This window comes from Paenarthrobacter sp. TE4293 (assembly GCF_050435325.1).
GTDB classification, from domain to species: Bacteria; Actinomycetota; Actinomycetes; order Actinomycetales; family Micrococcaceae; genus Arthrobacter; species Arthrobacter nitroguajacolicus_C.
In genome coordinates this window covers 41,226-64,263 of record NZ_JBNJRY010000005.1, presented here as the reverse complement: position 1 = coordinate 64,263, position 23,038 = coordinate 41,226, and the positions used below count along the sequence as shown (strand labels likewise).

19 protein-coding genes are annotated in these 23,038 nt (G+C 65.1%); 9 read left to right on the top strand and 10 right to left on the bottom strand.

What is annotated here, in order from left to right:
• On the bottom strand, positions 1 to 2,673 hold the full coding sequence (locus QF015_RS11330) for a Tat pathway signal sequence domain protein (protein WP_429389073.1): 2,673 nt from the start codon (positions 2,671 to 2,673) through the stop codon (positions 1 to 3).
• Positions 2,674 to 2,820: 147 nt separating this feature from the next.
• Here QF015_RS11330 and QF015_RS11325 point away from each other — a divergent pair, with 147 nt between their 5' ends.
• The 3 genes from QF015_RS11325 to QF015_RS11315 all read left to right on the top strand — a co-directional run bounded on the left by QF015_RS11325 (position 2,821) and on the right by QF015_RS11315 (position 4,361).
• Positions 2,821 to 3,186 (top strand): ArsR/SmtB family transcription factor, encoded by a 366-nt coding sequence (locus QF015_RS11325; protein WP_429389071.1) that lies wholly within the window; start codon positions 2,821 to 2,823, stop codon positions 3,184 to 3,186.
• Positions 3,183 to 3,680, top strand: a complete 498-nt coding sequence (locus QF015_RS11320; RefSeq protein WP_310210261.1) for an SRPBCC family protein — start codon at positions 3,183 to 3,185, stop codon at positions 3,678 to 3,680. The genes QF015_RS11325 and QF015_RS11320 overlap by 4 nt, the downstream gene beginning before the upstream one ends.
• 102 nt (positions 3,681 to 3,782) lie before the next feature.
• Positions 3,783 to 4,361, top strand: a complete 579-nt coding sequence (locus tag QF015_RS11315; RefSeq protein WP_310210258.1) for an adenylate kinase — start codon at positions 3,783 to 3,785, stop codon at positions 4,359 to 4,361.
• On the opposite strand, the gene QF015_RS11310 is transcribed toward QF015_RS11315, so the two are convergent.
• The 3 genes from QF015_RS11310 to QF015_RS11300 are packed head-to-tail and all read right to left on the bottom strand — an operon-like array spanning position 4,358 to position 7,589.
• Entirely contained in the window at positions 4,358 to 5,107 is a 750-nt protein-coding gene (locus tag QF015_RS11310; RefSeq protein ID WP_429389069.1) for a glycosyltransferase, read from the bottom strand. The genes QF015_RS11315 and QF015_RS11310 overlap by 4 nt on opposite strands.
• Positions 5,104 to 6,462, bottom strand: coding sequence for a PIG-L family deacetylase (locus tag QF015_RS11305; protein ID WP_429389067.1), 1,359 nt, complete (start codon positions 6,460 to 6,462; stop codon positions 5,104 to 5,106). Before QF015_RS11305 ends, QF015_RS11310 begins: the two co-directional genes overlap by 4 nt.
• A complete protein-coding gene (locus tag QF015_RS11300) occupies positions 6,456 to 7,589 on the bottom strand; it encodes an acyl-CoA dehydrogenase family protein (RefSeq protein ID WP_429389065.1) in 1,134 nt (377 codons plus the stop codon). The genes QF015_RS11305 and QF015_RS11300 overlap by 7 nt, the downstream gene beginning before the upstream one ends.
• A gap of 221 nt (positions 7,590 to 7,810) precedes the next feature.
• Between QF015_RS11300 and QF015_RS11295 the strand changes: the two genes are divergently transcribed.
• Both QF015_RS11295 and QF015_RS11290 read left to right on the top strand, forming a co-directional pair.
• Positions 7,811 to 10,105 carry a SulP family inorganic anion transporter gene (locus tag QF015_RS11295; protein ID WP_429389063.1) on the top strand — a complete coding sequence of 765 codons (2,295 nt, stop codon included), beginning with the start codon at positions 7,811 to 7,813 and terminating at the stop codon, positions 10,103 to 10,105.
• A 193-nt stretch (positions 10,106 to 10,298) separates the two neighbouring features.
• Positions 10,299 to 10,895: a DUF1992 domain-containing protein gene (locus tag QF015_RS11290; protein ID WP_429389061.1), complete on the top strand. Its 597-nt coding sequence runs from the start codon at positions 10,299 to 10,301 to the stop codon at positions 10,893 to 10,895.
• 102 nt (positions 10,896 to 10,997) lie between these two features.
• Here the strand turns inward: QF015_RS11290 and QF015_RS11285 are convergent, their stop codons facing one another.
• Positions 10,998 to 12,311 (bottom strand): ammonium transporter, encoded by a 1,314-nt coding sequence (locus QF015_RS11285; protein WP_429389059.1) that lies wholly within the window; start codon positions 12,309 to 12,311, stop codon positions 10,998 to 11,000.
• A 175-nt stretch (positions 12,312 to 12,486) separates the two neighbouring features.
• Positions 12,487 to 13,737 (bottom strand): MFS transporter, encoded by a 1,251-nt coding sequence (locus tag QF015_RS11280; RefSeq protein ID WP_429389057.1) that lies wholly within the window; start codon positions 13,735 to 13,737, stop codon positions 12,487 to 12,489.
• Positions 13,738 to 13,887: 150 nt separating this feature from the next.
• Here QF015_RS11280 and QF015_RS11275 point away from each other — a divergent pair, with 150 nt between their 5' ends.
• Positions 13,888 to 14,619, top strand: coding sequence for a glutamine amidotransferase (locus tag QF015_RS11275; RefSeq protein ID WP_429389055.1), 732 nt, complete (start codon positions 13,888 to 13,890; stop codon positions 14,617 to 14,619).
• A gap of 552 nt (positions 14,620 to 15,171) precedes the next feature.
• Here QF015_RS11275 and QF015_RS11270 read toward each other — a convergent pair.
• From QF015_RS11270 to QF015_RS11255, 4 genes are all read right to left on the bottom strand, one after another.
• On the bottom strand, positions 15,172 to 16,800 hold the full coding sequence (locus tag QF015_RS11270; protein WP_429389053.1) for an FAD-dependent oxidoreductase: 1,629 nt from the start codon (positions 16,798 to 16,800) through the stop codon (positions 15,172 to 15,174).
• Positions 16,797 to 17,858: an alcohol dehydrogenase catalytic domain-containing protein gene (locus QF015_RS11265; protein WP_429389051.1), complete on the bottom strand. Its 1,062-nt coding sequence runs from the start codon at positions 17,856 to 17,858 to the stop codon at positions 16,797 to 16,799. Before QF015_RS11265 ends, QF015_RS11270 begins: the two co-directional genes overlap by 4 nt.
• A 9-nt stretch (positions 17,859 to 17,867) precedes the next feature.
• On the bottom strand, positions 17,868 to 18,188 hold the full coding sequence (locus tag QF015_RS11260; RefSeq protein WP_310210224.1) for a YciI family protein: 321 nt from the start codon (positions 18,186 to 18,188) through the stop codon (positions 17,868 to 17,870).
• 125 nt (positions 18,189 to 18,313) lie between these two features.
• Positions 18,314 to 19,210 (bottom strand): LysR family transcriptional regulator, encoded by an 897-nt coding sequence (locus QF015_RS11255; protein WP_429389049.1) that lies wholly within the window; start codon positions 19,208 to 19,210, stop codon positions 18,314 to 18,316.
• 90 nt (positions 19,211 to 19,300) lie between these two features.
• Here QF015_RS11255 and QF015_RS11250 point away from each other — a divergent pair, with 90 nt between their 5' ends.
• The 3 genes from QF015_RS11250 (at position 19,301) to QF015_RS11240 (ending at position 23,036) form a co-directional block, all read left to right on the top strand.
• Positions 19,301 to 20,107, top strand: coding sequence for an IclR family transcriptional regulator (locus tag QF015_RS11250; RefSeq protein WP_429389047.1), 807 nt, complete (start codon positions 19,301 to 19,303; stop codon positions 20,105 to 20,107).
• A 244-nt stretch (positions 20,108 to 20,351) separates the two neighbouring features.
• Positions 20,352 to 21,740 (top strand): MFS transporter, encoded by a 1,389-nt coding sequence (locus QF015_RS11245; protein ID WP_429389045.1) that lies wholly within the window; start codon positions 20,352 to 20,354, stop codon positions 21,738 to 21,740.
• Positions 21,741 to 21,896: 156 nt separating this feature from the next.
• Positions 21,897 to 23,036, top strand: coding sequence for a Gfo/Idh/MocA family protein (locus tag QF015_RS11240; RefSeq protein ID WP_429389043.1), 1,140 nt, complete (start codon positions 21,897 to 21,899; stop codon positions 23,034 to 23,036).
• Positions 23,037 to 23,038 lie beyond the last annotated feature (2 nt).

The window sequence follows — 23,038 nt, the reverse complement described above, 5'->3', positions numbered from 1 at the left end:
CTACGACGCCGGGACCTCCTGCGGCGCATCGGCCACCGCCGGCAGATGCTGACCGACCAGGGCCAGGTTTTGGATGACGGCCAAACCGAACTGGGCGGTGTCGTTGGTGGAAACGGTGGGAGCTTCATCGACCGGCTGAAGCACGTACGGCGGCAGGATCTTCTTCAGGGTAAAAGCCTCCGCGTGGTTGAGGTTCTCTCCACCCTCGGCAAAGCTCTCCCAGGCCAATTCCGCCAATTCCGGGGAGCCCAGCCGGGCCGCAGCGTAGGCCGTGAGCCTGCTGTGCGCCTGCGTGAGGTAGATGCCGGCCAGGGGCTGGCCCACCTCCGCGATCTGCTCTTCCGGAGTGGCCAGGAACAGCCGGCAATACTGCATCCAGGCTTCCTCGAAGTCCTTGTCCGGCACCAGGCTGATGAGTTCGCTGCAGATTTCCACCAAACCGAACACGGCACTCAGGTGCGAGACGCTGATGACTTCCCGGCCGGCGTCGAACCTTCCCGCGTCAAGGTCGTAGAGCGCCTCGCCCGTCAGGAAGCCGTACTTCAGTGCGCCGATGTCGGCCATGGTTCCCAGCAGGCGATCGCGGGAGCGCGGGTTCCCCGTGCGTTCCCAATCCGTGAGCCACGTGGCGGCCAGCGAACCCCAGTCCGTCCCCAGCCCGACGCCCAAGGCGCCGCGGTCCGGGCGGTACGTATCGGCGTCGGGCCTTACTTTGCGGACGGGGTCCAGCCCCAGGAAGTTCTGGTCGCTGTCCACCAGTTCGGTGAGGAGGTCGCCGGTGCGTTCATCGGCGGTCAGGTAATAGTAGAAGCGCCGGTAGGCCGGGGTGCTGATGCGCAGTTGCTTGGCACTGCAGCCCCAGTGCTGGACGTTGTGCCGGGATCCCAGGCCGCGCCACGGACCGAGGTGGTAAACATCCACCTCGCCGGTGTGGCGGGTCATGGCCTCGGCATAGCGGAAGACGTCCGCGCGACCGGTACGGAGGTACATGTACCAGAGCCAGAGGTCGGGGGAGAGTTCGGAGTTGTCCCACGCGTAACCGCCGACGTCGTAGCGCCAGACGTGCCTGTCGGTGTCATAGGTGTGCATGACGTCGCCGTAGTTCCAGAATCCGTACCAGCGGCGCTGCTCGGTTTGGCCTTGATAGAAGTCGAAGAGGAAGTCCAGCTTGTCCTCCAGCTGCGCCCGGGCCGGGGTGCTGCGGTCCACCGGTGACCAGTCGCCGAAGACGCCGGCCGCGTGCAGGTACTCCGGGGTGGGCTGCAGCACCGGGGGAGTCGAAGCTGCCCGGGCGTCGGCGGCGAGGCTTTCGGTGCTGGGCGTGGCGTCATAGGCGAAGAGCGTCAGCTCATGCGTCCGCGCGATACCGGTCGGGTTGCCGAAGCCCGGCTCGTAGTCCTCATACGTGATCTCCAGGCCCTCGAGTTGGTCCTCGAACGTGTCCTGGCCCAGGCCGTCGTGGTAGAAGCGGAGATCCATCGGCTGGGCCTCGGGGGAGTAGAGCCAAGCGGTCATGGTCGCTTCTGTGGTGGCTGCCCCGCGGATATCCAGCTGCCCCGGGTGCGACTGCCAGAAGTCCCGGATGCCAACGCCAAGGCCGCCGCGGAGGTCGCTCAGCGAACAAAAACCGGCCGCGCGCGTGCCGCCGGAGATGCCGACCCACCCGTGCCCTGGCGCCGTCCGCTTGCGCAGCTCAAAACCGTCAGCGGTGAGTTGCGTCAGTGTGTAGTCGTTCCAGCTGGGGATGAGGTGGAGCCGTTCGGAAACCAGTGGGCTCCACTCGCTGGGCGGCGGGGTCGGCTGGCCCGTGACCTGGGCGTTGCGCACCTCCTCACCCGGATCCCGCCGCAGGCCGGTCAGCCCGCGTACTCCCTCCACCAGGAATCCGCCGTCGGCCCCTGCAATCCTGATGTGCCGATCGTGGAGCCCGCTTGTCAATGGGACCGTGAACCGGACACCGAGACCGGCCAGGAAGTCCTGTTCGGCGTCGCCATCCCAGATGAACGAGTGCATCATCCTCACGCTGCGCGCCCCTGCGTAGAAGTAGAAGCGGACGGTGAAGGGGAGCCACTCCCTGGTGCCTTCGTCGGCGTGGTGCAGTCCTTCGATCCGGACCACTGCGCGGACCGGACCGTCCTGCTCCACAGTGACACTGGCGGTGTGACCGGTGAATGCTGTCCGGGTGGTGGTGCCCGTTCCTTCGGAGACTCCTGACTGCAGCAGGCTCACCAGGCGCCCGTCCTTCGCCACCACTTCGCTGTTGCAGCGGAGCTCGCTGAACAAGGCTTCGCCGCTCCGAGCGAGCACCATCTCCACCGTGCCCGTGGACACCGTGACGGAGGTTTCCGTTTCGGTAACGGTCACCAGCGGTGGGCGTTCGACGGCGGCTGCCGGGCCGGCGTCGTGCGTTTCGGTTGAGTGGGTGACCTGGTAAGCGGCGGCGGGCTGATCGGTTGCGCCGAGTGCGAGGCCTGCCCACTTGAGGGAACCGTCGGGCCAGGTGGCGAGCGGCCAGGTTTGGGCGTTGACGGGGCTGCCGCTGGAGTCGAGGACCGCGAGGGCGCTTGCGTCCCGGACGGTGCCGCGTTGGAACGGCATTCCCCACGTCGTGCCGCCGCTGAGTCCGGCGGGCGGTTCGCCATCGATCCATGTGACCGGGGCGTGCTGAGTCATGGTCAATTCCACCTAAGAGTTGGGAAAACGCTTTCTTTGAGACGTTTCAACAACTTACCCGCGTGCTGACCGGGCCGCAAGGGGTGGTCGGGCAGTGGTCTCATGGACCCTTGACTCGCCTCTGGCCCCGGCGTATCGTACAACCAAATGGTTGTAGATCAGCTCAGTCCGGTCCCCGAAAAAGACATCGAACTCGACCGCCTCTTCCAAGCCCTTGCCGACGCCACCCGCCGGGACATCGTGGCCCGCGTGACGGCGGGGGAGTACTCGGTCTCCGGGTTGGCTTCGCTCTACACCATGAGTTTCGCGGCCGTGCAGAAACATGTGGCGGTCTTGGAACGGGCCTCCCTGGTGACCAAGGAAAAACGTGGGAGGGAGCAGATTGTGCGCGGGAACCACGATGGATTGCACAAAGCCCGGCACCTGTTGGACCACTTCGAAATGATCTGGCGGCAACGAGCCAGCCGGATCGCGGACATACTCGCTGAAGATGACGAAAGGGATCTGCCATGACTGTTGTCAGCGTAAACAAAGATGCCGAGGCTCTGAGCTTCACCATCGTGGCCGAGTTCGATGCCGACGTGAAACGCGTGTGGAGGATCTGGGAAGACCCCAGGCAACTCGAACGCTGGTGGGGGCCACCCACCTGGCCGGCCACCTTTGAGACCCACGACTTCACCGCCGGAGGCAAGGCCGCCTACTACATGACCGGTCCGGACGGCACCAAGGCCCACGGCTGGTGGAAGTTCACCGCCATCAACGCCCCGGACCACCTCGAGTTCGACGACGGCTTCGCCGACGAGCAGGGCGAGCCCGTGGACGACTTGGGCATCACGCATGCCGTCGTGAAGCTGGAGCCCGTGGATCACCGCACGCGAATGACCATCACCTCAAGCTTCGAGTCTGAAGAACAGATGCAGAAGATGGCCGGGATGGGCATGGAAGAAGGCATGCGCGAGGCCATTGAGCAGATCGATGCCGTACTTGCGGAGCCAGCCACTGTCTGACGACTGAACCGGACACAAAAAGAAGCCGACGACGGCGGGTGCCTCCCGCCGTCGTCGGCGTATGGTTTAAGTCCCGGCCGCCTTTCGAAACGGACCTGAGTCATGGCGCGACTGATCATCATGGGCCCTCCGGGTTCCGGCAAAGGCACGCAGGCGGAATACCTTGCGCGCCACTTCGGGATCCCGGCCATTTCCACGGGCGACCTGTTCCGCGAGCACGTCCGGGACAAGACCGAACTCGGCCTGGAAGCCGGTGGCTTCATGGACCGGGGTGAGTTCGTGCCCGACCATGTCACCACGGACATGCTCAAACAGCGCATGGAAGAAGCTGATGCCGCCGACGGGTTCCTGTTGGACGGCTACCCGCGGACGGTCATCCAAATCGGTGCCTTGGATGAGATGCTGGCGGCTCGGGGCCAGCCCCTGGAAGTTGTCCTGGCGCTGACGGCCGCGGACGATGAGCTGCTGGGCCGGATGCTCCGCCGCGCTCAGGAGCAGGGGCGAAGCGATGACACCGAAGCTGTGATTCAGCGCCGGTTGGAACTGTATCGGGACGAGACACAGCCGGTACTGACGGCCTATTTACAGCGCGGAATACTCCTGACCGTCGATGGATCCGGAGAGCGGGAAGCCATCACGGCGGCCGCGATTGCCGCCGTCGAAGGGGCCCTGTCCCGCTAGCCGCCGGCAACGGCCGGAAGCTCTGAGCCCAAGGCGCGAAGGTATGCCGCGAACCCCTCCGGCGCCCGGGCCTGCATCCGTCCTGAGGTCACCACACGGGTGGTGTCCGTGGCGGTGACAACGAACCCGTGGCGGCGGACCCGTTCCACCAGTAGCCGGTCCTCGTGGGCCCGTAGTCGTGGAAAGCCGCCGGCGGCCACATAGGCGGAGGCCCGGATGCCCAGGTTCGCCCCGTAAATGTGGGGATGGTCCTCGCGGAACGGGTGCAGTTCCAACCAGCGCCTTAGTATTGCCGGGTCCACGTCGTCAGGGTCAGGCTCCACGGATCCAAGGATGGCGTCGGCTCCCGCGTCGGCCAGTTCCACCTGCCTCACCAACCAATGCTCCGGAACGGTGGAGTCGGCGTCGGTGGTCGCTACCCAGAGGCTCGTGGCTCCGGCCGGGGGCAGGCGATCCATGGCCGCGCGGATTCCGTAGTCGCGGCTTGCGCCGGTGCTGTGCAGTTTCACGGACACGGCACTGAAACGGGGATCCCCTGCCATGTTCGCGGACGTGATGTCAGCAGTGCGGTCCGTGCAGCTGTCCAGGACAACACAAATTGAAGCCGTGATGTCCGGGTGCTTCCGTTGCAGGGCGTCGGTGGCGGTCTTCAATGCCGCGATCGCCTTGCCGATGTGTCGCTCCTCGTTGTGGGCGGGCATCACCACCACGACGTTTCTGATGCACTGCGGTTGTGGCTCCGTCATGGCGCCTTATCCGGGGCCAGAAGTACTTCCAGCATGAAGTCCTTCTCCTGGTACAGCCCGTGGGTGGGCCAGCCCAGCTGGGTGCGGGCCATGGCGTGGACCGACTCCGCATCCAGTTGCCAGCCGGAGATCGGATGCCGCCAATGGCAGAGGAGGAGCGTTCCGCCGGGACGGGTTGAGGCCTGGATCCGTGCCAGGAGTTCAGTAAGCTCTTCCGGCGACAGGTAATAGCCCGTCTCGGACAACACCACCAGGTCGAACGTGCCGTCGGGCCACTCATGCGGCATGGTGAGGTGCCGGACCTCCGCTGACGGGTACCCGGCCAACCGCTTCGTGGCCTGGGCCAACGCTGCAGGGCTTGCGTCCACTCCGAGGAATGTCCGGCAACGCTGGGCAAGCTCTTCGCTGAGGGTTCCGATGGAACAACCGAGTTCCAGCCCGGACTCGTAGCTTTCCTGGGGCAAGGCTGCCACGGTCATGGCCCTCTTGCGGCGTTCGTACCAGCTGGTGGTGTAGCTCCAGGGGTCCTCTTCGCGGGAATGGACCTCGTCGAAGATCCTCTCCGCGTCCGCGGCGCTGTTGGTGCCCGCTGTGGACGGGTGCCAGGCGAAAGTTTCGAAGGGCCGCGCGAAGTGCTCCAGGAACGTCCCTGAAAGCAGAGTCTCGTCGCCTGGCTGCTGCGACAGCGGTTCGGTCTGCGAGGCGTGGGCCTTCATGGCGTCGGCTTTGGCCTGCCGTGCTTCCGGGGCCAAGGGCACCCGTACCCAGTTCTTCCACGTCGCGTCCTCGGTTCCTGCCCATAGCCAGTACCAGATGGGGTATTCGAGGAGTCCGTAGCCGCTCTCCGTTGCGACCTCCGCGGCGACGGTGCCGAGTGTGTCGTGGTCCGTGTGGCCGTCAGCGCGATAGGGAGCCACGATCACCACGTTTTCAGCCGTCAGGCCGGACACTGCTTCGCGCACCGCCTCAGCGATCCCGGCCGCGTTGGCCGCCAACTGCCCGTCGGGCAGTTCGAGGAACCGCCACGTCGCGCTGGGCGCCAGCCCGGACACCGCCGTGTCGAATTCGGTGAGCCTGACAGCGGCAAGCTGTTCCGGCGTCGTGGTCTGCGAATCCGGGTGCGAGGCCTCGCCTGCCGTGCAGAGCAAAACTTTAACCACTGCACCAGCGTCATGAAGCGTGGCCATGAAGCCACCGGCGCCAAGTGTTTCGTCGTCCGGGTGCGCGGCCAGCACCACGAATGTCATGGCCGCGAGTTCTGTTGCGTCCAGCGGCAGTTCTGGGAGCGCGGCCACACCCGACGCCGCCCAGTCCTGTTCCGACGTTCCGGTGTCCGTGTGCGAAAAGGTCACCACTGGCGTTCTCCCTTCAGCGTCAGTGCGCCCAGTTGGGCGTCGTCCCGCATGGCGTGGTGCTGCCGGATGTACAACGACAGATCCGCCATCCGCTTGCCGTACGCTTCGTTGAACGCCAGCGGCGCCGGACCGAGGTTCTGCGTCACCACCGTTTGGACACGCTCGACGGCGGCGGCAACGGTTCCGCGGATGCGCAGGGCTTCGCTCCAGGCGCTGGAGTTGTTCGTGTCTGGGCCGTCCGGGCTGGGGCCGTCCGGGCTGGGGCCGTCGACGCCTGGGCCGTCCGGGCTGGGGCCGGCGAGCTCGCCGGCGTCGATCCGTTCAGCAGTTTGGGCGAGGTATGCGGTGGCGGAGGTGATGATCCTGTCCACCTCGCCCAGGGAGGCAAGGGCGATCTGGTCCGCTTCCCGGCCGTTCTCCTCGCCCTTGGCCAGAGCTGTTGCATAGTCCCGTGCCACGGCGACTGCCCCGCCAAGCCAGCACGCGGCAACGCCCATGCCGCCCCACGCGAAGCCGGGACGCTTGAAGTACCAGTCTTTGCCGCCCACAGGTGTTGCGGGGACTTGGTCGAAGTGGACGGTGCCGCTCGGGATTTCCTGGAGCCCCCGGCTGGTCCACTGCGGTGTTTCGCAGGATACGCCCGGATGTTTCAGGTTCACCGCGAAGGCCGCCCTGCTGTTGTCCTCGGTGTGGGCCGTGATGACGGCACCGTCCAGTTGGGAGGCGAGCGAGCACCACGGTTTGGATCCGTTGAGGACGTAATTTCCGGCGTCGTCCCGTTTGGCCTCGAGTTTCAGCCCGGGGCCCTCGGCGGCGAACACACCCCAGGCGCCATGCTGCGGTTCGTCAAGCCCGGTTTGGGCGAGGATGGCGACCGCGTCCAGATGCGGCTCAAGGACCCGCCCGGCAGCCACATCAACGGCTGTCACTGATGCCAGCAACTCCCAGAGCTTGGCGGTATTGCCTTCGCCCGGCTTCGGTGCAGTCCGTCCTATTTCCGTGGCGATGGCCAGCAGCGCAGGGACGTCGCCCACGGCTACGTGGACCTTTTCCAGCATGGGCTCGAGTGCCTGCAGTTGGACGGGCTCGGAACTGATGCGTACGGGCTGGGCTTCGGTGTCGCTCATGGAGCTAAGCCTATTCTAAGGAGCCTTAGGTTATGGGCTGGGAGGCAAAAGAACGACGGCGGGAGGTGCCCCAACGATCCCCGCCCCCACGAAAGTTCCCATGGGTCCCAACATGAAGCGCATCTTCACAGCTTTTGTCATGCTTGTCACATCTTGTTGTCATTAACGGTGACAAGTTCCGTAGCTTGGGAGGGTCAGTACTCCCAAGCCGAAGGAACCCCATGCCGCAGCCCAACGAACACGCCACCGTCCCCGCGGACTCGCACAGCCCGCCGGGAATGAACCCGGGCAAAGGTGCAGCCAAGCCCAGCATCCTCAGCAACCTCGGCGCCGACCTTCCCGCGTCCCTCGTGGTCTTCCTCGTCGCACTTCCTCTTTCCCTGGGCATCGCCGCCGCGTCCGGAGCTCCTGTCATGGCGGGCCTCATCGCCGCAGCCGTCGGCGGCATTGTCGCCGGCAGCCTGGGCGGCTCCCCGCTGCAGGTGAGCGGCCCCGCTGCCGGCCTGACCGTCGTCGTTGCCGGTCTGGTGGACGAGTTCGGCTGGGCGGTGACGTGCGCAATCACGGTCGGTGCCGGCGTCGTGCAGTTACTCATGGGTGTCAGCCGCATTGGCCGCGCCGCGCTGGCAGTGTCGCCGGTGGTGGTCAAGGCGATGCTCGCGGGCATTGGCATCACCATCATCCTGCAGCAACTCCACGTGCTGCTCGGCGGCCAAGCTGCCGGGTCCGCCGTCGACAACCTCACGGCATTGCCGGCGGCCATCACCAACGTGGAGCTGCACTCGGCCTTGCTGGGGCTTGCTGTTGTCGCGATCCTGATGGCCTGGAAGTTCCTCCCGGCGTCGGTGCGAAAGATCCCCGGACCGCTCGCCGCCGTCGTCGCGGTCACGGCCCTGTCGGTAGCGGTGGCGCCAGGCGTTGAGCGCATCAGCTTCAGCGGCTCCATCTTCGACGCCGTCGCGTTGCCAAGCCTGCCCGACGGCACCTGGCGGGCAGTGGCCATGGCCGTCATCACTGTGGCCCTGATCGCGAGCATCGAATCGCTCCTGTCCGCCGTCGCCGTGGACAAAATGCACGGCGGATCGCGCACCAACCTCAACCGGGAACTGGTGGGCCAAGGCTCCGCGAACGTTGTCTCCGGCATGCTCGGCGGACTTCCGGTGACCGGTGTCATTGTCCGCAGCGCCACCAATGTTGAAGCCGGCGCCAAAAGCCGCGCCTCCGCCATCCTGCACGGCGTCTGGGTCCTCGTCTTCTCCGCCTTGTTCGCCGGGCTGATCCAACTGATTCCGTTGTCGGTCTTGGCCGGCTTGCTCCTTGTGATCGGTGCCAAGCTCATCAAGGTCGCCGACATCCGCACCAGCCTCCGTACCGGCGAGCTCCTGGTCTACAGCGTCACGCTGGTGTGCGTCGTGGTGCTCAACCTGCTCGAAGGCGTGATCATCGGCCTGGCACTCGCTGCCCTGTGCGTGCTGTGGCGCGTACTCCGCCCGCAAATCCACGCCCACGCACCCGCTGGCTCAGGCCTGCCGTGGCGCGTCACCATCGCCGGATCATGCAGCTTCTTCGCGTTGCCCCGGCTCAACCGCGTCCTCCACTCCGTGCCCGAAGGCCAGGACGCTGTGGTGGAACTCAACGCCGACTACCTGGACCACGCCTTCCGCGAAGCCTTGGTCGCCTGGCAGAAGCAGCACCGGAACACCGGCGCGTCGGTAATCCTTGAGGAACACGGCACCACCGCTTTCACCGATGCCGAGGACAACACCCCGCACCGGCAGGACCCGCGCGAATTTCCGCTGCCGCCGCGCACGTCCTGGTTGCCTGCTGAGCCGGCCCAAGCGAACGACGACGGCGGGCAGCCGCCGCTGCGGTCGATCCTCCTGGGCATCGACAAGTATCACCGCCGGCACGCAGACAAAGTCCGGCCCTTGGTGCAGGACCTCACCGAAAGTCAGAACCCGGACACGCTGTTTGTGGCCTGCGTCGACTCGCGGGTCAACCCCAACCTGATCACCAGCAGTGGACCAGGAGACCTCCTCACGCTCCGCAATATCGGCAATGTGGTGTGCAGCGATGGACGTGACGCCTCGATCGATTCCACGCTGTCCTTCGCAGTCAAGGCCTTGTCCGTGGATTCGATCGTTATTTGCGGGCACTCCAACTGCGGCGCAATGAAGGCCGTCATCGCTGATGCGGAGGGTTCTGCTCCTGCGCTGGGCACGGGCTTTGATACGTGGCTGGAACATGCCCGGCCCAGTTACTCGGCGTTGCTGGGCGGTCACCCGGTGGCCCGTGCAGCCGAGGCCGAAGGCTATAGCCGACTCGATCAGCTGAGCATGGTGAACATTGCGATGCAGCTCCGAAAGCTTGAGGACCACCCTGTCACGGGCCCGGCCCTCGCCTCCGGTCAGGTGCAGGCTACGGGGTTGTTCTACGACATCTGCACTGCCCGGGTTGTCCTGGTGACTCCCGAGGGCATCGAACAGCTGGATCCGGGCATGGCGGTTCGTTCGTAGCCGGAGGCGCGTGCGCCCACCACCCACTATGGATGCCGCCGCGGTCCCCGACACCCCCTTTTTCGGCGTGTCGGGGGCCGCCGCGGTTTCAAAGCAGGTGGTGGGGGTACCTCCATTAACCAAGCCAACGTGCGGAATACTGGAATCACGAGGTCCGGCAGGTTGAGGCTGCCGTGCGAGGAGGTGGCAGAACGTGAATGCCGGGAACAATGCCTTCAGGCGCAGGCTTGAACGCGGCGCCGAACTGCGTGCCGTGCGGTCCTGGGGCGGAAACGCCGAGGAAGATGCGGAGCTCGAGGCCGCCGACGCCCAGGAACGCGAGAAACGCCGCAAGGTGGACGACGCCGCCAGGGTCGAATACCTCATCCGGGACGCCATGGACCAAGGCAAGTTCGACAACCTCAAATACGCCGGCAAACCAATTCCAGGGCTCGGGGAGCACTACGATCCCGACTGGTGGGTCAAGGGCCTCATCCAACGCGAACGTCTCAGCGGGATCGGTCCGCCGGCCATTCTGCTCCGGATTGAGGATGCAGAGCTCGACGCCAAGCTGGACCAGCAGTACACGGACAAACAGGTCCGGGACATCCTTGAAGACTTCAACAAGCGGGTGATCGAGGCCCGGCGGCAACTGCAGGGCGGACCTCCCGTGATCACCAAGCTCCGTGATGTGGACGCTGAGGTGGAGCGGTGGCGGGGACGCAGGGCGGCCGCAGCACCGCCCGAGCCGGAACCGGAACCGCCGGGTAAACGGACGTGGTGGCAGCGGATCTGGAACGGGTCCGGCTAGTTCACCCGCAGCAGCAAACGCCCTCCTTGGGTGGGCGCGCACAACAGCAGCCGACGGCGGGACCCGGGTTCCGCCGTCGGCTGCTGTTTGTTTGAGGTGCCGTCAGGCGAAGCTGTCTTCCTTGGCTTCTTCGGGCTTCCGTTTGATCAACGCGGACAGGTGCGCCTGCTGCAGGCGGAAGTGGCCATGGGCGGTGAGGCCGAACTCGTAGGCGGACTCGGCGTGCTGAGTAAGGTCAACACCGGTGATTTCGTGCTCGTGGGCAACGCGGAAGCCGATGGTCTTGTGGATGGCCCGGCCGATGACCAGCGTGCCCAGGCCCGAGAGCGCCATGGTGACCAGGACGGCCACGGTCTGCGCGATCAACTGCTGGGGGCCGCCGCCGTAGAGGAGGCCGCCGGCCGTGCCCTCGGTGGGGAAAGCGATGAAACCCAAGGACAACGTGCCGATGACGCCGGCGCCGAAGTGCACGCCCACGACATCCAGGGAGTCGTCGAAACCGAACTTGTACTTCAGGTCAACAAACACTGCGCAGGCAGCGCCGGCCACGAGGCCCAGGCCGAGAGCTGCGAGCGGGGAGATGTTGGCACAGGACGGGGTGATGGCCACGAGGCCGGCCACCACGCCGGACGCTGCGCCCAAGGACGTGGGGTGTCCGTGACGAACCTTCTCGACGACCAGCCAGCTCAGCATCGCCGCGGCGGGCGTGACAAGGGTGTTGACCCAGATGAGGCCTGCCTGCTCCACCGTGGTGGCCGCCCCGCCGTTGAAGCCAAACCAGCCAAACCAGAGGATGGCTGCGCCGATCATGATGAACGGGACATTGTGCGGCCGGTGGTTGGGGTCCTTGGCGAATCCGTGACGCTTTCCCACGATCAGTGCGAGGACGAAAGCGGCGGTTCCGGAGCTGACCTCAACCACTGCACCACCGGCGAAGTCGATGACCTGGCCGAAGATCTGGGTGAGGGCACCCCCGGCGCTCATGAGCCCACCGCCCCAGATCATGTAAGCCAGCGGGCAGTAGACCACGGTGACCCAGATCGGGACGAACAAGGCCCAGGCGCCGAACTTGGCGCGGTCGGCGATGGCTCCGCTGATGAGGGCCACGGTAATGATGGCGAACGTGGCGGCGAAACCGGCCTTGATGAGATCCGGCGAACCCATAAGGTCCTGCAGGCCGAAGTGCGCGAACGGGTTGCCGAACAGGCCAAGGAAGCCGTCGCCGGTGGTCATCGAGTAGCCCCAGAGGATCCAGACAACACCAACGATGCCCGCCGAGATGAAGCTCATCATGATCATGTTCAGGGCTGCCTTGGCGCGGGTCATGCCGCCGTAGAACAGGCCGAGGCCCGGGGTCATGAATAGCACCATTGCCGATGACAACATCAGCCAGACGTGTTGCGCAGAGATCTCCACCTGCGTTCCCTTCTGATCAAGCCTGTCCGAAACGGGCCTGGATATGTCCGGCCCTCGCTAGCCCCCCGATCAATATTCGGTGAGCTATGTTTCCGACTCAGAAGAGCCAAGTTGCAGGTAAGTTACAGAAATCCTTCGTTCGTGAAGATCACGTCACTGGCGTGTTTCGGGAATGTTAACGGCGCTTCTCGCGACCCCCTGCAGGGTAACCGCCGCGACGGCTGGCAATGATGATCACCAAGGCAACAGCGGTGGGCACAGCGGCTGCCAGCGGCACCAGTTGCGCGCCGACGGTAGTGAGGGCGAAAGCTCCGTACACCGCACCGACGGCGATGCCCAGCTGGATAGTCACCACGGTGAGGCCGTTGGCAGCATCCTTGTGCTCACCGCCTGCCCGGAGGATGGCCGCCTGGTTGTAGATGCCCACCGCGCCGAAAGCGATGCCCCAGAGCGTCATCAGTCCAAACGCACCCACCCAGGTGCCGCCCAGCGCCGGCAGCAGGGCGAAAGCAAGGGTCAAGAGTCCGACGGCGGCAATCACCGAAGTGCGTGGGCGCGAGTCAGCGGTCATGCCGGCAATCCAGATTCCTACCAGACTGGCGATTCCCACCACGGAAAGAGACAGGCTGGTAGCAGATTCCGGCAGCCCGGAGGCCAGGAGGAACGGGGCAACGTAGGTGAACAGCGTGAAGTGGGCCAGCAGCAGGAGTGGCCATGCGATGGCGATGGCGATGACGCCGGGCAGCTTCATGGCAGCACGAAGGGAGGGGGTCTTCTGGCTTGCTTGGTCATGGGCGCCGGGGAGGAGCCAGAAGGCCAACACGGCCAGCAGGACACCCACCCCCGCCAAGACCAGGAACGAGGCACGCCAGGTCATGAGCGAGCCCATCAATGTTCCTATGGGAGCGCCCACGGCCAGGGCGATGCTGTTGCCGCTGAAGACCACAGCCATGGCCTTGCCGACGGAATGCCCAGGAACAATACGCGCAACATACGGGGCCATGCTGGACCACAACATGCCGTGCGCGATGCCGCCCAGAAGCCTCGCCCCAATCGCCCAGCCCAGTGCGGGGCTCAGGGCGAGCAGGATATTGCTGAGGGCAAACGCCAGCACGGTGGCGATCAGGAGAGTCTTCCGTGGAACCCTGCCCGCAAGGAACCGGGACAGCGGGAGGGCCGTGAAAACGATGATAGCCGCGTACACCGCGGTCAGTGAACCCACCGCCGACTCGTCGACTCCGAGGTCACGGCTGATCTGGGGGAGAAGGCCCGATGGCAGGAGCTCGGTGGTCACTGCGGTGAACCCGGCCGCCGCGAGCACCAGAAGGCCACCCCACGGGATCTTCTTGGGGAGTTGCGGTGCAGCTGCTGACGCCTCGGGCGGTTGCGGCGATGGCGTAGCGACGACCAAAGGGTCCTGCTTCAAAGATTGCTCCTCGAGAGTGGGTCATGGTTGTTTCAAGGGGATTCCTACCAACGTTATGCAGCCACGGCGATGCAAGGGAGTCTCTGTCAGAAACCCCCTTCGCTCCAACACACTTTGTCACTCAGGCATTCCTCGCGCAGACTTGCCCTTGTGAAGCCCTTCCTTTTGCTGGCTACCCGCGCCGAAGACGCCGCAGCTGATGACGAGTACCAGGCCTACCTCCGGTACTGCGGCCTGAAACCGGAAGAACTGGTCCGGTTGCGGCTGGAGTCCGAGCCCTTGCCTCCTCTTGAACTGTCCGACTATTCGGGCGTGATCGTCGGCGGCAGCCCTTACACCTCCAGCGATCCTGTGGAGGAGAAGAGCGCAGCCCAGATTCGGGTGGAGTCGGAACTCTCAGCCCTGCTGGACCGCATCGTGGCCGAGGACTTCCCGTTCCTGGGCGCCTGCTATGGGGTCGGGACTCTGGGCGTTCACCAAGGAGCCACCATTGACCGCCGTTTTGGCGAACCCGTGGGACCCACGGAGATCAAGCTCACCGCTGAGGGGGAGCGCGATCCCATGCTGCGGGGCATTCCGCACACCTTCGACGCTTTTGTGGGTCACAAGGAAGCGTGCAGCAAACTGCCTGCCCAGGCGGTGCTGTTGGCCAGCTCGGCGGCCTGCCCGGTGCACATGTTTCGGATCAAGAACAATCTGTACGCCACGCAATTCCACCCCGAACTGGATGCCGACGGCCTCATCACGCGCATCAACATCTACAAGAATGCGGGCTACTTCCCGCCCCACGAGGCCGATGAACTCATCGCCACTGCCCGGCAGTCAGCCGTGACGGAGCCCATGCGCGTGCTGAGGAACTTCACGGAGCTATACGCCCGCTAGGTGTGCGTTGTGGGGCCTGTTCTGCAGGGTTTGGCGTTGCTATGAGGTGTAGAGCGGGCCTGGCAACGTGGGGTGGGTGTGTTGTGGGGTTTGGCGTGGGTATTGGGTGTAGAGCGGGCCTGGCAAGGTGGGGTGGGTGTGTTGTGGGGCCTGGTGTGCAGGGTTTGGCGTGGGTGTTGGGTGTAGAGCGGGCCTGGCAACGTGGGGTGGGTGTGTTGTGGGGCCCGGTGTGCAGGGTTTGGTGTGGGTGTTGGGTGTAGAGCGGGCCTGGCAAGGTGGGGTGGGTGTGTTGTGTGGCCTGTTGTGCAGGGTTTGGTGTGGGTGTTGGGTGTAGAGCGGGCCTGGCAACGTGGGGTGGGTGTGTTGTGTGGCCTGTTGTGCAGGGTTTGGTGTGGGTGTTGGGTGTAGAGCGGGCCTGGCAACGTGGGGTGGGTGTGTTGTGGGGCCCGGTGTGCAGGGTTCGGCGTGGGTGTGGGGTGTAGAGCGGGCCTGGCAACGCAAACGCCCGACGACGGTAGTCGCCGTCGAGCGTTTGTGTCCCCCAAGGTGCGGCTACTGGAGCCGGGCCGCGAGATCTTCCCCAACAGCGAAGGCCCGCGTGATCGCCGAACCAAGGGTGGCGCCGCCGCCGGGGTAGTGGTTCCGGAACACTCCGGCCGAGACATTGCCCGCGGCGTAGAGCCCGGGGATGGGCCGCTGCCGATGGTCCAGCACGCGTCCGCTGAAGTCGGTGGCCAACCCGCCCGACGTCCCGAGGACGCCTGCCCGGATGGGAACGGCGTAGAACGGAGCCGCAAGCAAAGGCGCCAGGCAGGGATTGGGGGTGTTCCCGGCGTCGCCCAGGAATCGGTCCTGCGGCGTAGCGCCCCGACCGAATTCAGTATCTACTCCGAGGACCGCGTCGGCATTGAACCGGGAAACCGTGGCATCGAGACCGCCAGGGTTGATGCCCACCTCACGGGCCAGCAGCTCCAGGCTCGGCGCGGACACCATCCACTCAGGAGCGTGGCCCGGGGTGGAGCCGGCCACCGGGTACTTCGCCAGGTAGTTCGCGTCGAACACCAGCCATGCCGGGTTGTTCTGCTGCCTACCCGTATGCGAGTTGATGGATGCGAAGACCCTGCTGGCGTCGTGATAATTGAGGGCTTCGTTCACAAAACGCTTGCCGTCCCTGTTCACCGTGATGGACCCGGGGAGCGTCATTTCGACGTTGCCCATGCGGCCGGACTGCCGCCCGTCATACTGGTGGGCCGCCGTCGAAATGACCGGAACGCCCCACACTGCCGACATGTCCTCCACAGCCGCGCCGGCCCTCAGCCCAAGTTCCAAGCCGTCGCCCTCGTTGGACGGAGCACTGATCGGCGTCACCGGATACGGCAGGAAAGCGCCGCGAAGCCGCGGGTTCCACTCGAATCCTCCAGAGGCAAGCACGACGGCGGTCGCGGCCACGTCCGCGTCGGCCGCGGTGGCGCCGAGCGTCACCAGCCACCCGGTTTCTGTCCGCGACAAGTCCTCCACAGGACACGACGCCGCAATGTGCACACCCCGGTCCACGGCGCTCGCAAGGAGGCTGCCCACCAGGGCGCCGCCCATGGTCCTGACTCCGGTGGATGCGCGGCGGTCCAGCAGCGACGGATCAGCGGCGCGGCCGTTGAGTTCGTCGCGTTCGGTCATGGTGAGGAGCGGGAAGTACGAGGACGGCCGGATCAGCTCCGACAGGCCGGGGTAGTCCCGGGGATCGAAGGCGTTGTTGTCCAGGCCCCTGCCACCATTCGCGGCTCCTTTCCACTCCATGTGGTAATCCGGACGGGCGATGGGGACCATGGACACTTTGGTGTTCCGGTTGAGGAATTCCACGGCCCGTGGCGCAGTGGCGACGTACCACTCGATTTCCTCAGCCGTCATCACGTGTCCGGCTGCCTCTGTAAGGTAACCGACGCCGTCGGCATGGCTGTCCTGGTACCCGGCGGCCTTGGCGAGGTGGTTGTTCGGCGCCCACATGACGCCCCCGCCGACAGCAGTCGTGCCGCCCAGCAGCGCCGCCTTCTCCACCACCAGGACGCTTAGCCCGGCCTCGGCCGCGCGGACGGCGGCAACCAGCCCGGCCGCGCCACTGCCCATGATCACGACGTCGTAGCTCGGGTCGAGCCGTTCGGGTGCGGTAAGGATCGGGGTACTCATGCGATGCTTCCCACCGGCATTTCGATGAGGATCTTGCCGATCTTCCCGGTGCGTCCCTGCATCAAGCGGTAGGCCTGCTGCAGGTCCTTGAAGGCAAAGCGGTGCGTCATGAGAGCCCGCGCCTGATCCGGATGACGCGACAACAGGGCGAGCCCGTCCGGGATGAGGTTGAGGCTCATGCGGCTGCCCAGGAGATCCAGTTCCTTGTAGGGGATCTCCTTCATGGAGACGTTGGCTTGCCTGGGGGAAATGCCCACTTGGACAATCCGTCCGGCGCTCGAGACCAGACGGATGGCGTTCTCCAACGAGGAAGGGACTCCCGTGGCCTCGATGACCAGTTGCGGCCCGTAGCCACCGGTGAGGGCGTCGAACCGCGGAGCTTGACCGGCATCCGGGAAGTCGCTCCCGGGCGTTACGAGCAGGGTGTCCACGGCACCGAATTCGAGCGCAAGATCAAGCCGGTGCTGCTCGGTATCGGCGCAAACCACCGTGACCCCGAGCTCAGTGAGATACAAGGTGGCCAGCAATCCGATGGGGCCGCTTCCCAACACGAGCGCAGTCTCGCCTGGTTCGGGACGGCCACGGTTGACGGCCTGCATGGCGATGGAGGCGGGTTCTCCCATTGCGGCGATGTCCAGCGGGAGTTCATCCGGCACTGGGCACAGCTTCTCCAATGGCACGCTGATGAGTTCAGTCAAGGCCCCGTCCGAGTAGCAGCCCAGGCAACCGACGTTCTGGCAGACGTTGTAGCGGCCGGTCAGGCAGGAGCGGCACTCGCCGCAGTAGATGATGGGATTGACGGCAACGCGGTCGCCGATGCTGACGTTGTGGCGGGCGGGTCCGGAGTACCCGGGCGCGAGTGCCTCTACGATTCCGGAGAATTCGTGACCTTGGATAAGGGGCAGCTGCGTGGGGTAATCGTCCTCCCAGATGTGGAGGTCCGTGCCGCAGAGCGTGACGTTGTGGACCCGGACCAGGGCATGGCCCGGTTCAAGGGCGGGCTCGGGGGAAGCCTGAAATTCAATGGTCTCCTGGGAGACGGTGATCGCGGACAGCACTTGCGGGCCTCAGTTCTGTGTGGCAGGCATGGCAGCCGGCTGGGCTGCATCAGCGCCGAAAAAGATGTTCCACTGACGGACTGTGCGTTGCTCGATGAGTCCTGCCTGGTGGAACGGGTCTTGGTCCATGAGCGATTCGACATCGGATGTGCTGTCACCGGCGATGATCAGCAGCGCGCCTGGTGATTCCTCCGGGCCGAAAGGGCCGCTCTTGAGGAGGCGGCCGCCGTCGAACTGGGCTTGAAGGAACTCCACATGAACGGGACGGACAGCGTCGCGGTCCGCGGATGTTGAATCGGAGTAGGAGTAGGTGACGGCAAAAGTGGCCATGAGGTTGTCCTCTTCATTGAGTGGTTTGGGCTTTCCTCAATGCTGGGCAACTGATTAGGCATTGTCCAATACTTAGTTGATCTAAAACTATGTGTGAGAACTACATAATCACCGGGTTGGGCTGGTCAGCCCTCGGGGGTGGGAAGCACTTCCTCAGCAACGAGGAGTGCGGCACGGACTGCCGGCGACATGGAGCCCGGATTCCATGCGAGACCGGAAAGCAGCAGGACGTCGTCACCGTCGAGGGGCAGGAAAACAATGCCCGCGGGCATGATTCCCTCGATGGATTCGGGCATCAGGCTGACGCCCACACCGCCCGCCACCAACGACAACGCGGTGTACGGGTCCGCGACTTCCTGGCTGATCCTTGGGCGGAACCCGGCGGCTGCGCACGCCGCGAAAGTGATCTCGCGGAGCGTGGACCCCTGTGAAGCCGGCATTGTGATGAACGGATCGCCGGCCAACTCACCCATTCCCACGGATGCCCGGCCGGCGAGGGGATGGTCCGCCGGCAGTGTGGCTCCCAAGCGTTCAATGGCTATTAGTCGGGTGGCAAGCGAAGGGGCATCGACGGGAAGGCCGATGAACGCCAGGTCCAGTGCTCCGTTGCCCAGCTGTTGAAGTGCTTCCTGCGTCAGCAAGCCACCGTGCAGCGTGACGTCGAGCTGGGGGTGCTGCTGGCGCAGCGCCCGGGTCAGCGGCGGAAGGGTGGCATGGTTCAACGCTCCGGAGAAACCGATGGCGAGCTTGCCGTACACGGTCCCCGTGCCGGCGCTGACAGCCCTGCGGGCCAGGTCCACTTCCTCCAGGATCCTGCGGGCGTGTGGCAACAGCGAATGTCCCGCGGTGGTCAGCGTGACGGACCGGGTGTTGCGTTCAAAGAGCGGTGCACCGACATCCTTTTCGAGCTTCCGGATGGTCTGGCTCAGCGGCGACTGCGCCATCCTCAGCCGCTCAGCTGCCCTGCCGAAGTGCAGTTCCTCGGCCACCGCCAGGAATGCCTCAATGTGTCGCAGTTCCACGTAGCCTCCCGGATTTTCGCCTTCAAGGGCAAGGCTATATTGGGTTTTGGGGTCCGGGTTGCAGGGACTGGAATGGACTACGGAGGCATCATGGCAAACTCGGCGTCGGGCGAGTCCGTGATCGAACGCGTCGTCAAGATCATGGATGCGTTTTCCAAGGGCCAGCCATGGCTTCCCTTGAAGGACATGGTCAGGATCACCGGCCTGTCCCGCAGCACAGTGCACCGCCTTGCCATGGACCTGGCGGCCAGCGGACTTCTGGAACGCAACGCGGCGGGGGAGTTCGGCGTAGGCATGAAGATGTGGGAACTCGCCTCCCGCAGTAATCCCCTGGAGGAGTTCCGACGCCGCGGATTGCCGTTCCTGGAAGGTGTCCACGCGGCTGTCAGGGAACACGTGGCCCTGTCCATTCCGGATGTGGAAACCAACAGTGTGCTCTACCTGGAACGCCTGGACCGGCATGGAACGGTCATGAACCTGGCAGAAGTTGCGGGCCGTTTGGATATCCACACCACGTCATCGGGCATGGCCATGATGGCGCACATGCCCGGCTGGGTGCAGGACCGTTTCCTGGCAGGGAAATTGGAGAAGACCACGCCGGCCACGGAGACGGACCCCGCGCGGATCAGGAACCACCTCGCGGTGATCCGCGAGCGCGGCTACGCCCGGTTGGTGGGTGTGCTTGTCGAGGAGAACACGGCGTATTCGGTGCCGGTTTTTGGCCAGGGCCAAGCCGTCATCGGTGCGATCTCCGTCGTCGTGCCTTCCGTTGACGAAGACGCCGGGCTGATCCTGCCGGTGTTGGTGGCGGCGGGCCGCGGCCTGTCCCGGACCATGGGCGCCGAGCGGCGTCCTTACGGCTCGCGCCCCTGGCTTGCACAGGCCGGGCCAGCCTAAGGCCCCCATCCCCACATCCCGTTCAACGGGAAGTTTCCCCGCGCCGTGTGACCTGGGTCCTACAGTCGATTCCAGAGGAACAAGCGCCTGTGATCTGGAGCACACATCCGGAGTCGTCACCAACGGCCACCCGGGCGGGCTGCACACAAAAGCAGCAGCCGGCGATCCGGTTCTTCATCTAATTCTTTGCCGGGCAAGGCACCATGGCGGTGCCAGTTCCCGCGGCACTCAATGAGGAGACAGTATGGGACACGTGCAGCAGCACTCGCCCTCGGACGCCAACAACCCGGCTCCGCCGGTTGGAACAGGGCCGGTTGGAACAGCGCCGGTTGACCACGTCAAAATGCCCAAGAAGGCGGCACTCGCCTCCTTCCTTGGATCCACCCTGGAGTACTACGACTTCTTCATCTACGGCACCGCCGCGGCCCTGATCTTTCCCAAGATCTTCTTCCCCGGCGGAGACCCCGTGGTGGCGTTGCTCGGGGCCATGGCCACGTTCGGTGTGGGGTACTTGGCCAGGCCGCTCGGTGGCTTGGTGATGAGCCACTATGGCGACAAGATCGGCCGGAAGCAGGCCTTGATGGTCACGCTGGTGATCATGGGTGTCGCCTCGATCGGCATCGGGTTCCTGCCCACTTACGGACAGATCGGTTATTGGGCAACGGCACTGTTGCTGGTCGGCCGGCTGGCCCAGGGCTTCTCCGCAGGCGCCGAAGCCGCTGGTGCCTCGACGCTGACCATGGAACACTCGCCGGAAGGCCGCCGCGCCTTCTTCACCAGCTTCGTGATGACCGGATATGCCTCGGGAATGGTGTTGTCCACCATTGTCTTCATCCCGCTGGCCGCCCTGCCGGAAGACCAGCTCCTCAGCTGGGGCTGGCGGGTCCCGTTCTGGCTCTCGGTAGTGGTCCTGGCGGTGGCTTATTGGATCCGGACCCGACTGGATGAGCCGCCGGTGTTCGAGGAGATCGTGGAGCATGACAAGCCCAAGGCGATTCCCGCCGTCGCAGTCCTCAAGACGCAGTGGCGCGACGTCCTGCGCGTTGGCGTGGTGATGCTGTTCTCGGTCATGCAAACTACGTTCACGGTGTATGCGTTGGCTTACGCCACCGGCCCTGCCGTGGGAATCGACCGCACCCTCATGCTCACCGTGAATGCCGTGACCATCGGCCTGTCCATGGTGACCATCCCCATTTCGGCCATGATCTCGGACCGCATTGGCCGCAAGAAGGTTCTGCTGGTGGGTGCGCTCGGTTGCGCCTTGACCACCATCGGCTACTTCTGGGCCATCAGCGAGCACAACATCGCCTTGATCTTCCTGTTCGGCTTCCTGAACATGACCGTCTTCTACTCCTGCTGGAACGGCGTGTGGACCGTCTTCTTCCCGGAGATGTTCCCGGCCGCGGTCCGATACTCCGGCATGGCGATTGGCAGCCAGATCGGCCTGATCCTGGCCGGCTTCGCACCCGCAATCGCTACACTCCTGGCACAGCCCGGACCGAACGGCTGGATGCCCGTCGCCGGCTTCACCATCCTGTGCCTGGTCGCCTCGGCCATCGCCATCATGACGGCCCGGGAAACCTACAACGTCCCGCTCGAGGACCTCGGCAAACCGCGCACACCCCTCAAGTAGCTGCGGCGCCAGCAGAACGAAACGCACGACGCCGGGCGGCAGCTCCCAGCCGCCCGGCACCGGGCACGCGCCACCAGGCAGCCGCCCGGCACCGGGCACGCGCCCTAGCCCGCAAGCACCCATGCAACGACTCAGCACCGAAAGTTGGACCACCCCATGACTTCCCCAGCACCGGCAGCCCGCACCTTCCGCGTTGGAATCGCGGGTTGCGGCGCCATTTCCCGCAACCACCTCGAGGCCTTCAGCGCTTTGGACAACGTCCGGATCGTTGGGGTCTGCGATGTTGATCCGGACAGGGCAAAAGCAACAGCCACAGCATGGGGAGTTCCCCACGCCGTGACCACCGTGGACGAATTGCTCGCCCTGGACCTGGACATCGTCTCCGTCTGCACCCCGCATCCCACCCACGAGGAAGTGGTGTTGCAAGCGGCCGCGGCCGGGGTCAACGTCCTGTGCGAGAAGCCCATTGCCACCAAGCTCGAATCGGCCGAGCGTATGGTGTCAGCCTGCGAGGAAGCCGGAGTCCAGTTGGGGGTCCTGTTCCAGCGCCGTTTCTGGCCTGCGTCGCAAAAGATCCGTGCAGCCATCGACGACGGCACGCTGGGCCGAGCCATCATGGCCCAGTGCTCGGTCATGCTGCACCGCGCTCCGGACTACTACAACCGGGATGCGTGGCGGGGCACCTGGGAGAGTGACGGCGGTGGGGTCCTGATGTCCCAAGCGGTCCACCAGATCGACCTCCTCCAGTGGTACCTCGGGGACGTCGCCGAGGTCTATGGGAAGGTCAACACCTACCGCCACGGCGACTATATAGAGGTCGAAGATTCGGCGACGGCGGTGATCACTTTCATCTCCGGGGCCATGGCAACACTGGAGGCTTCCACCGCGGTCTCGCCCAACCTTGGAATCCAGCTCCGCATCACCGGTGAAACGGGCGCCTCGGCCTCCCTCACGGAATTCCCGGAAGGCAGCGATGGGCGTCTGGACCTGTGGGCGGTGGGTGAGCGAATCGTCGTCGAGCCTGTCCACCCGGACGGCGTGGAGCCGAACGTCGATCTTTCCATCATCAACGGCCAGCTGATCCCGTTCCACAAGCTCCAGGTCCAGGACTTCGTGGAAGCGCTGGAATCGGGCACTGAACCGGCCATCACCGGCCACGACGCCCTGAAGTCCTTGCGGATCCTGCTTGCTGTCTACGAATCCTCACGCACCGGCCAACCCGTCCGTTTCGCCGCAGTCCAGCCCGCGCACTCCGCCATTCCCGAGCTGCGGGGCCGCGAGAAAGTTGCACGCTGATC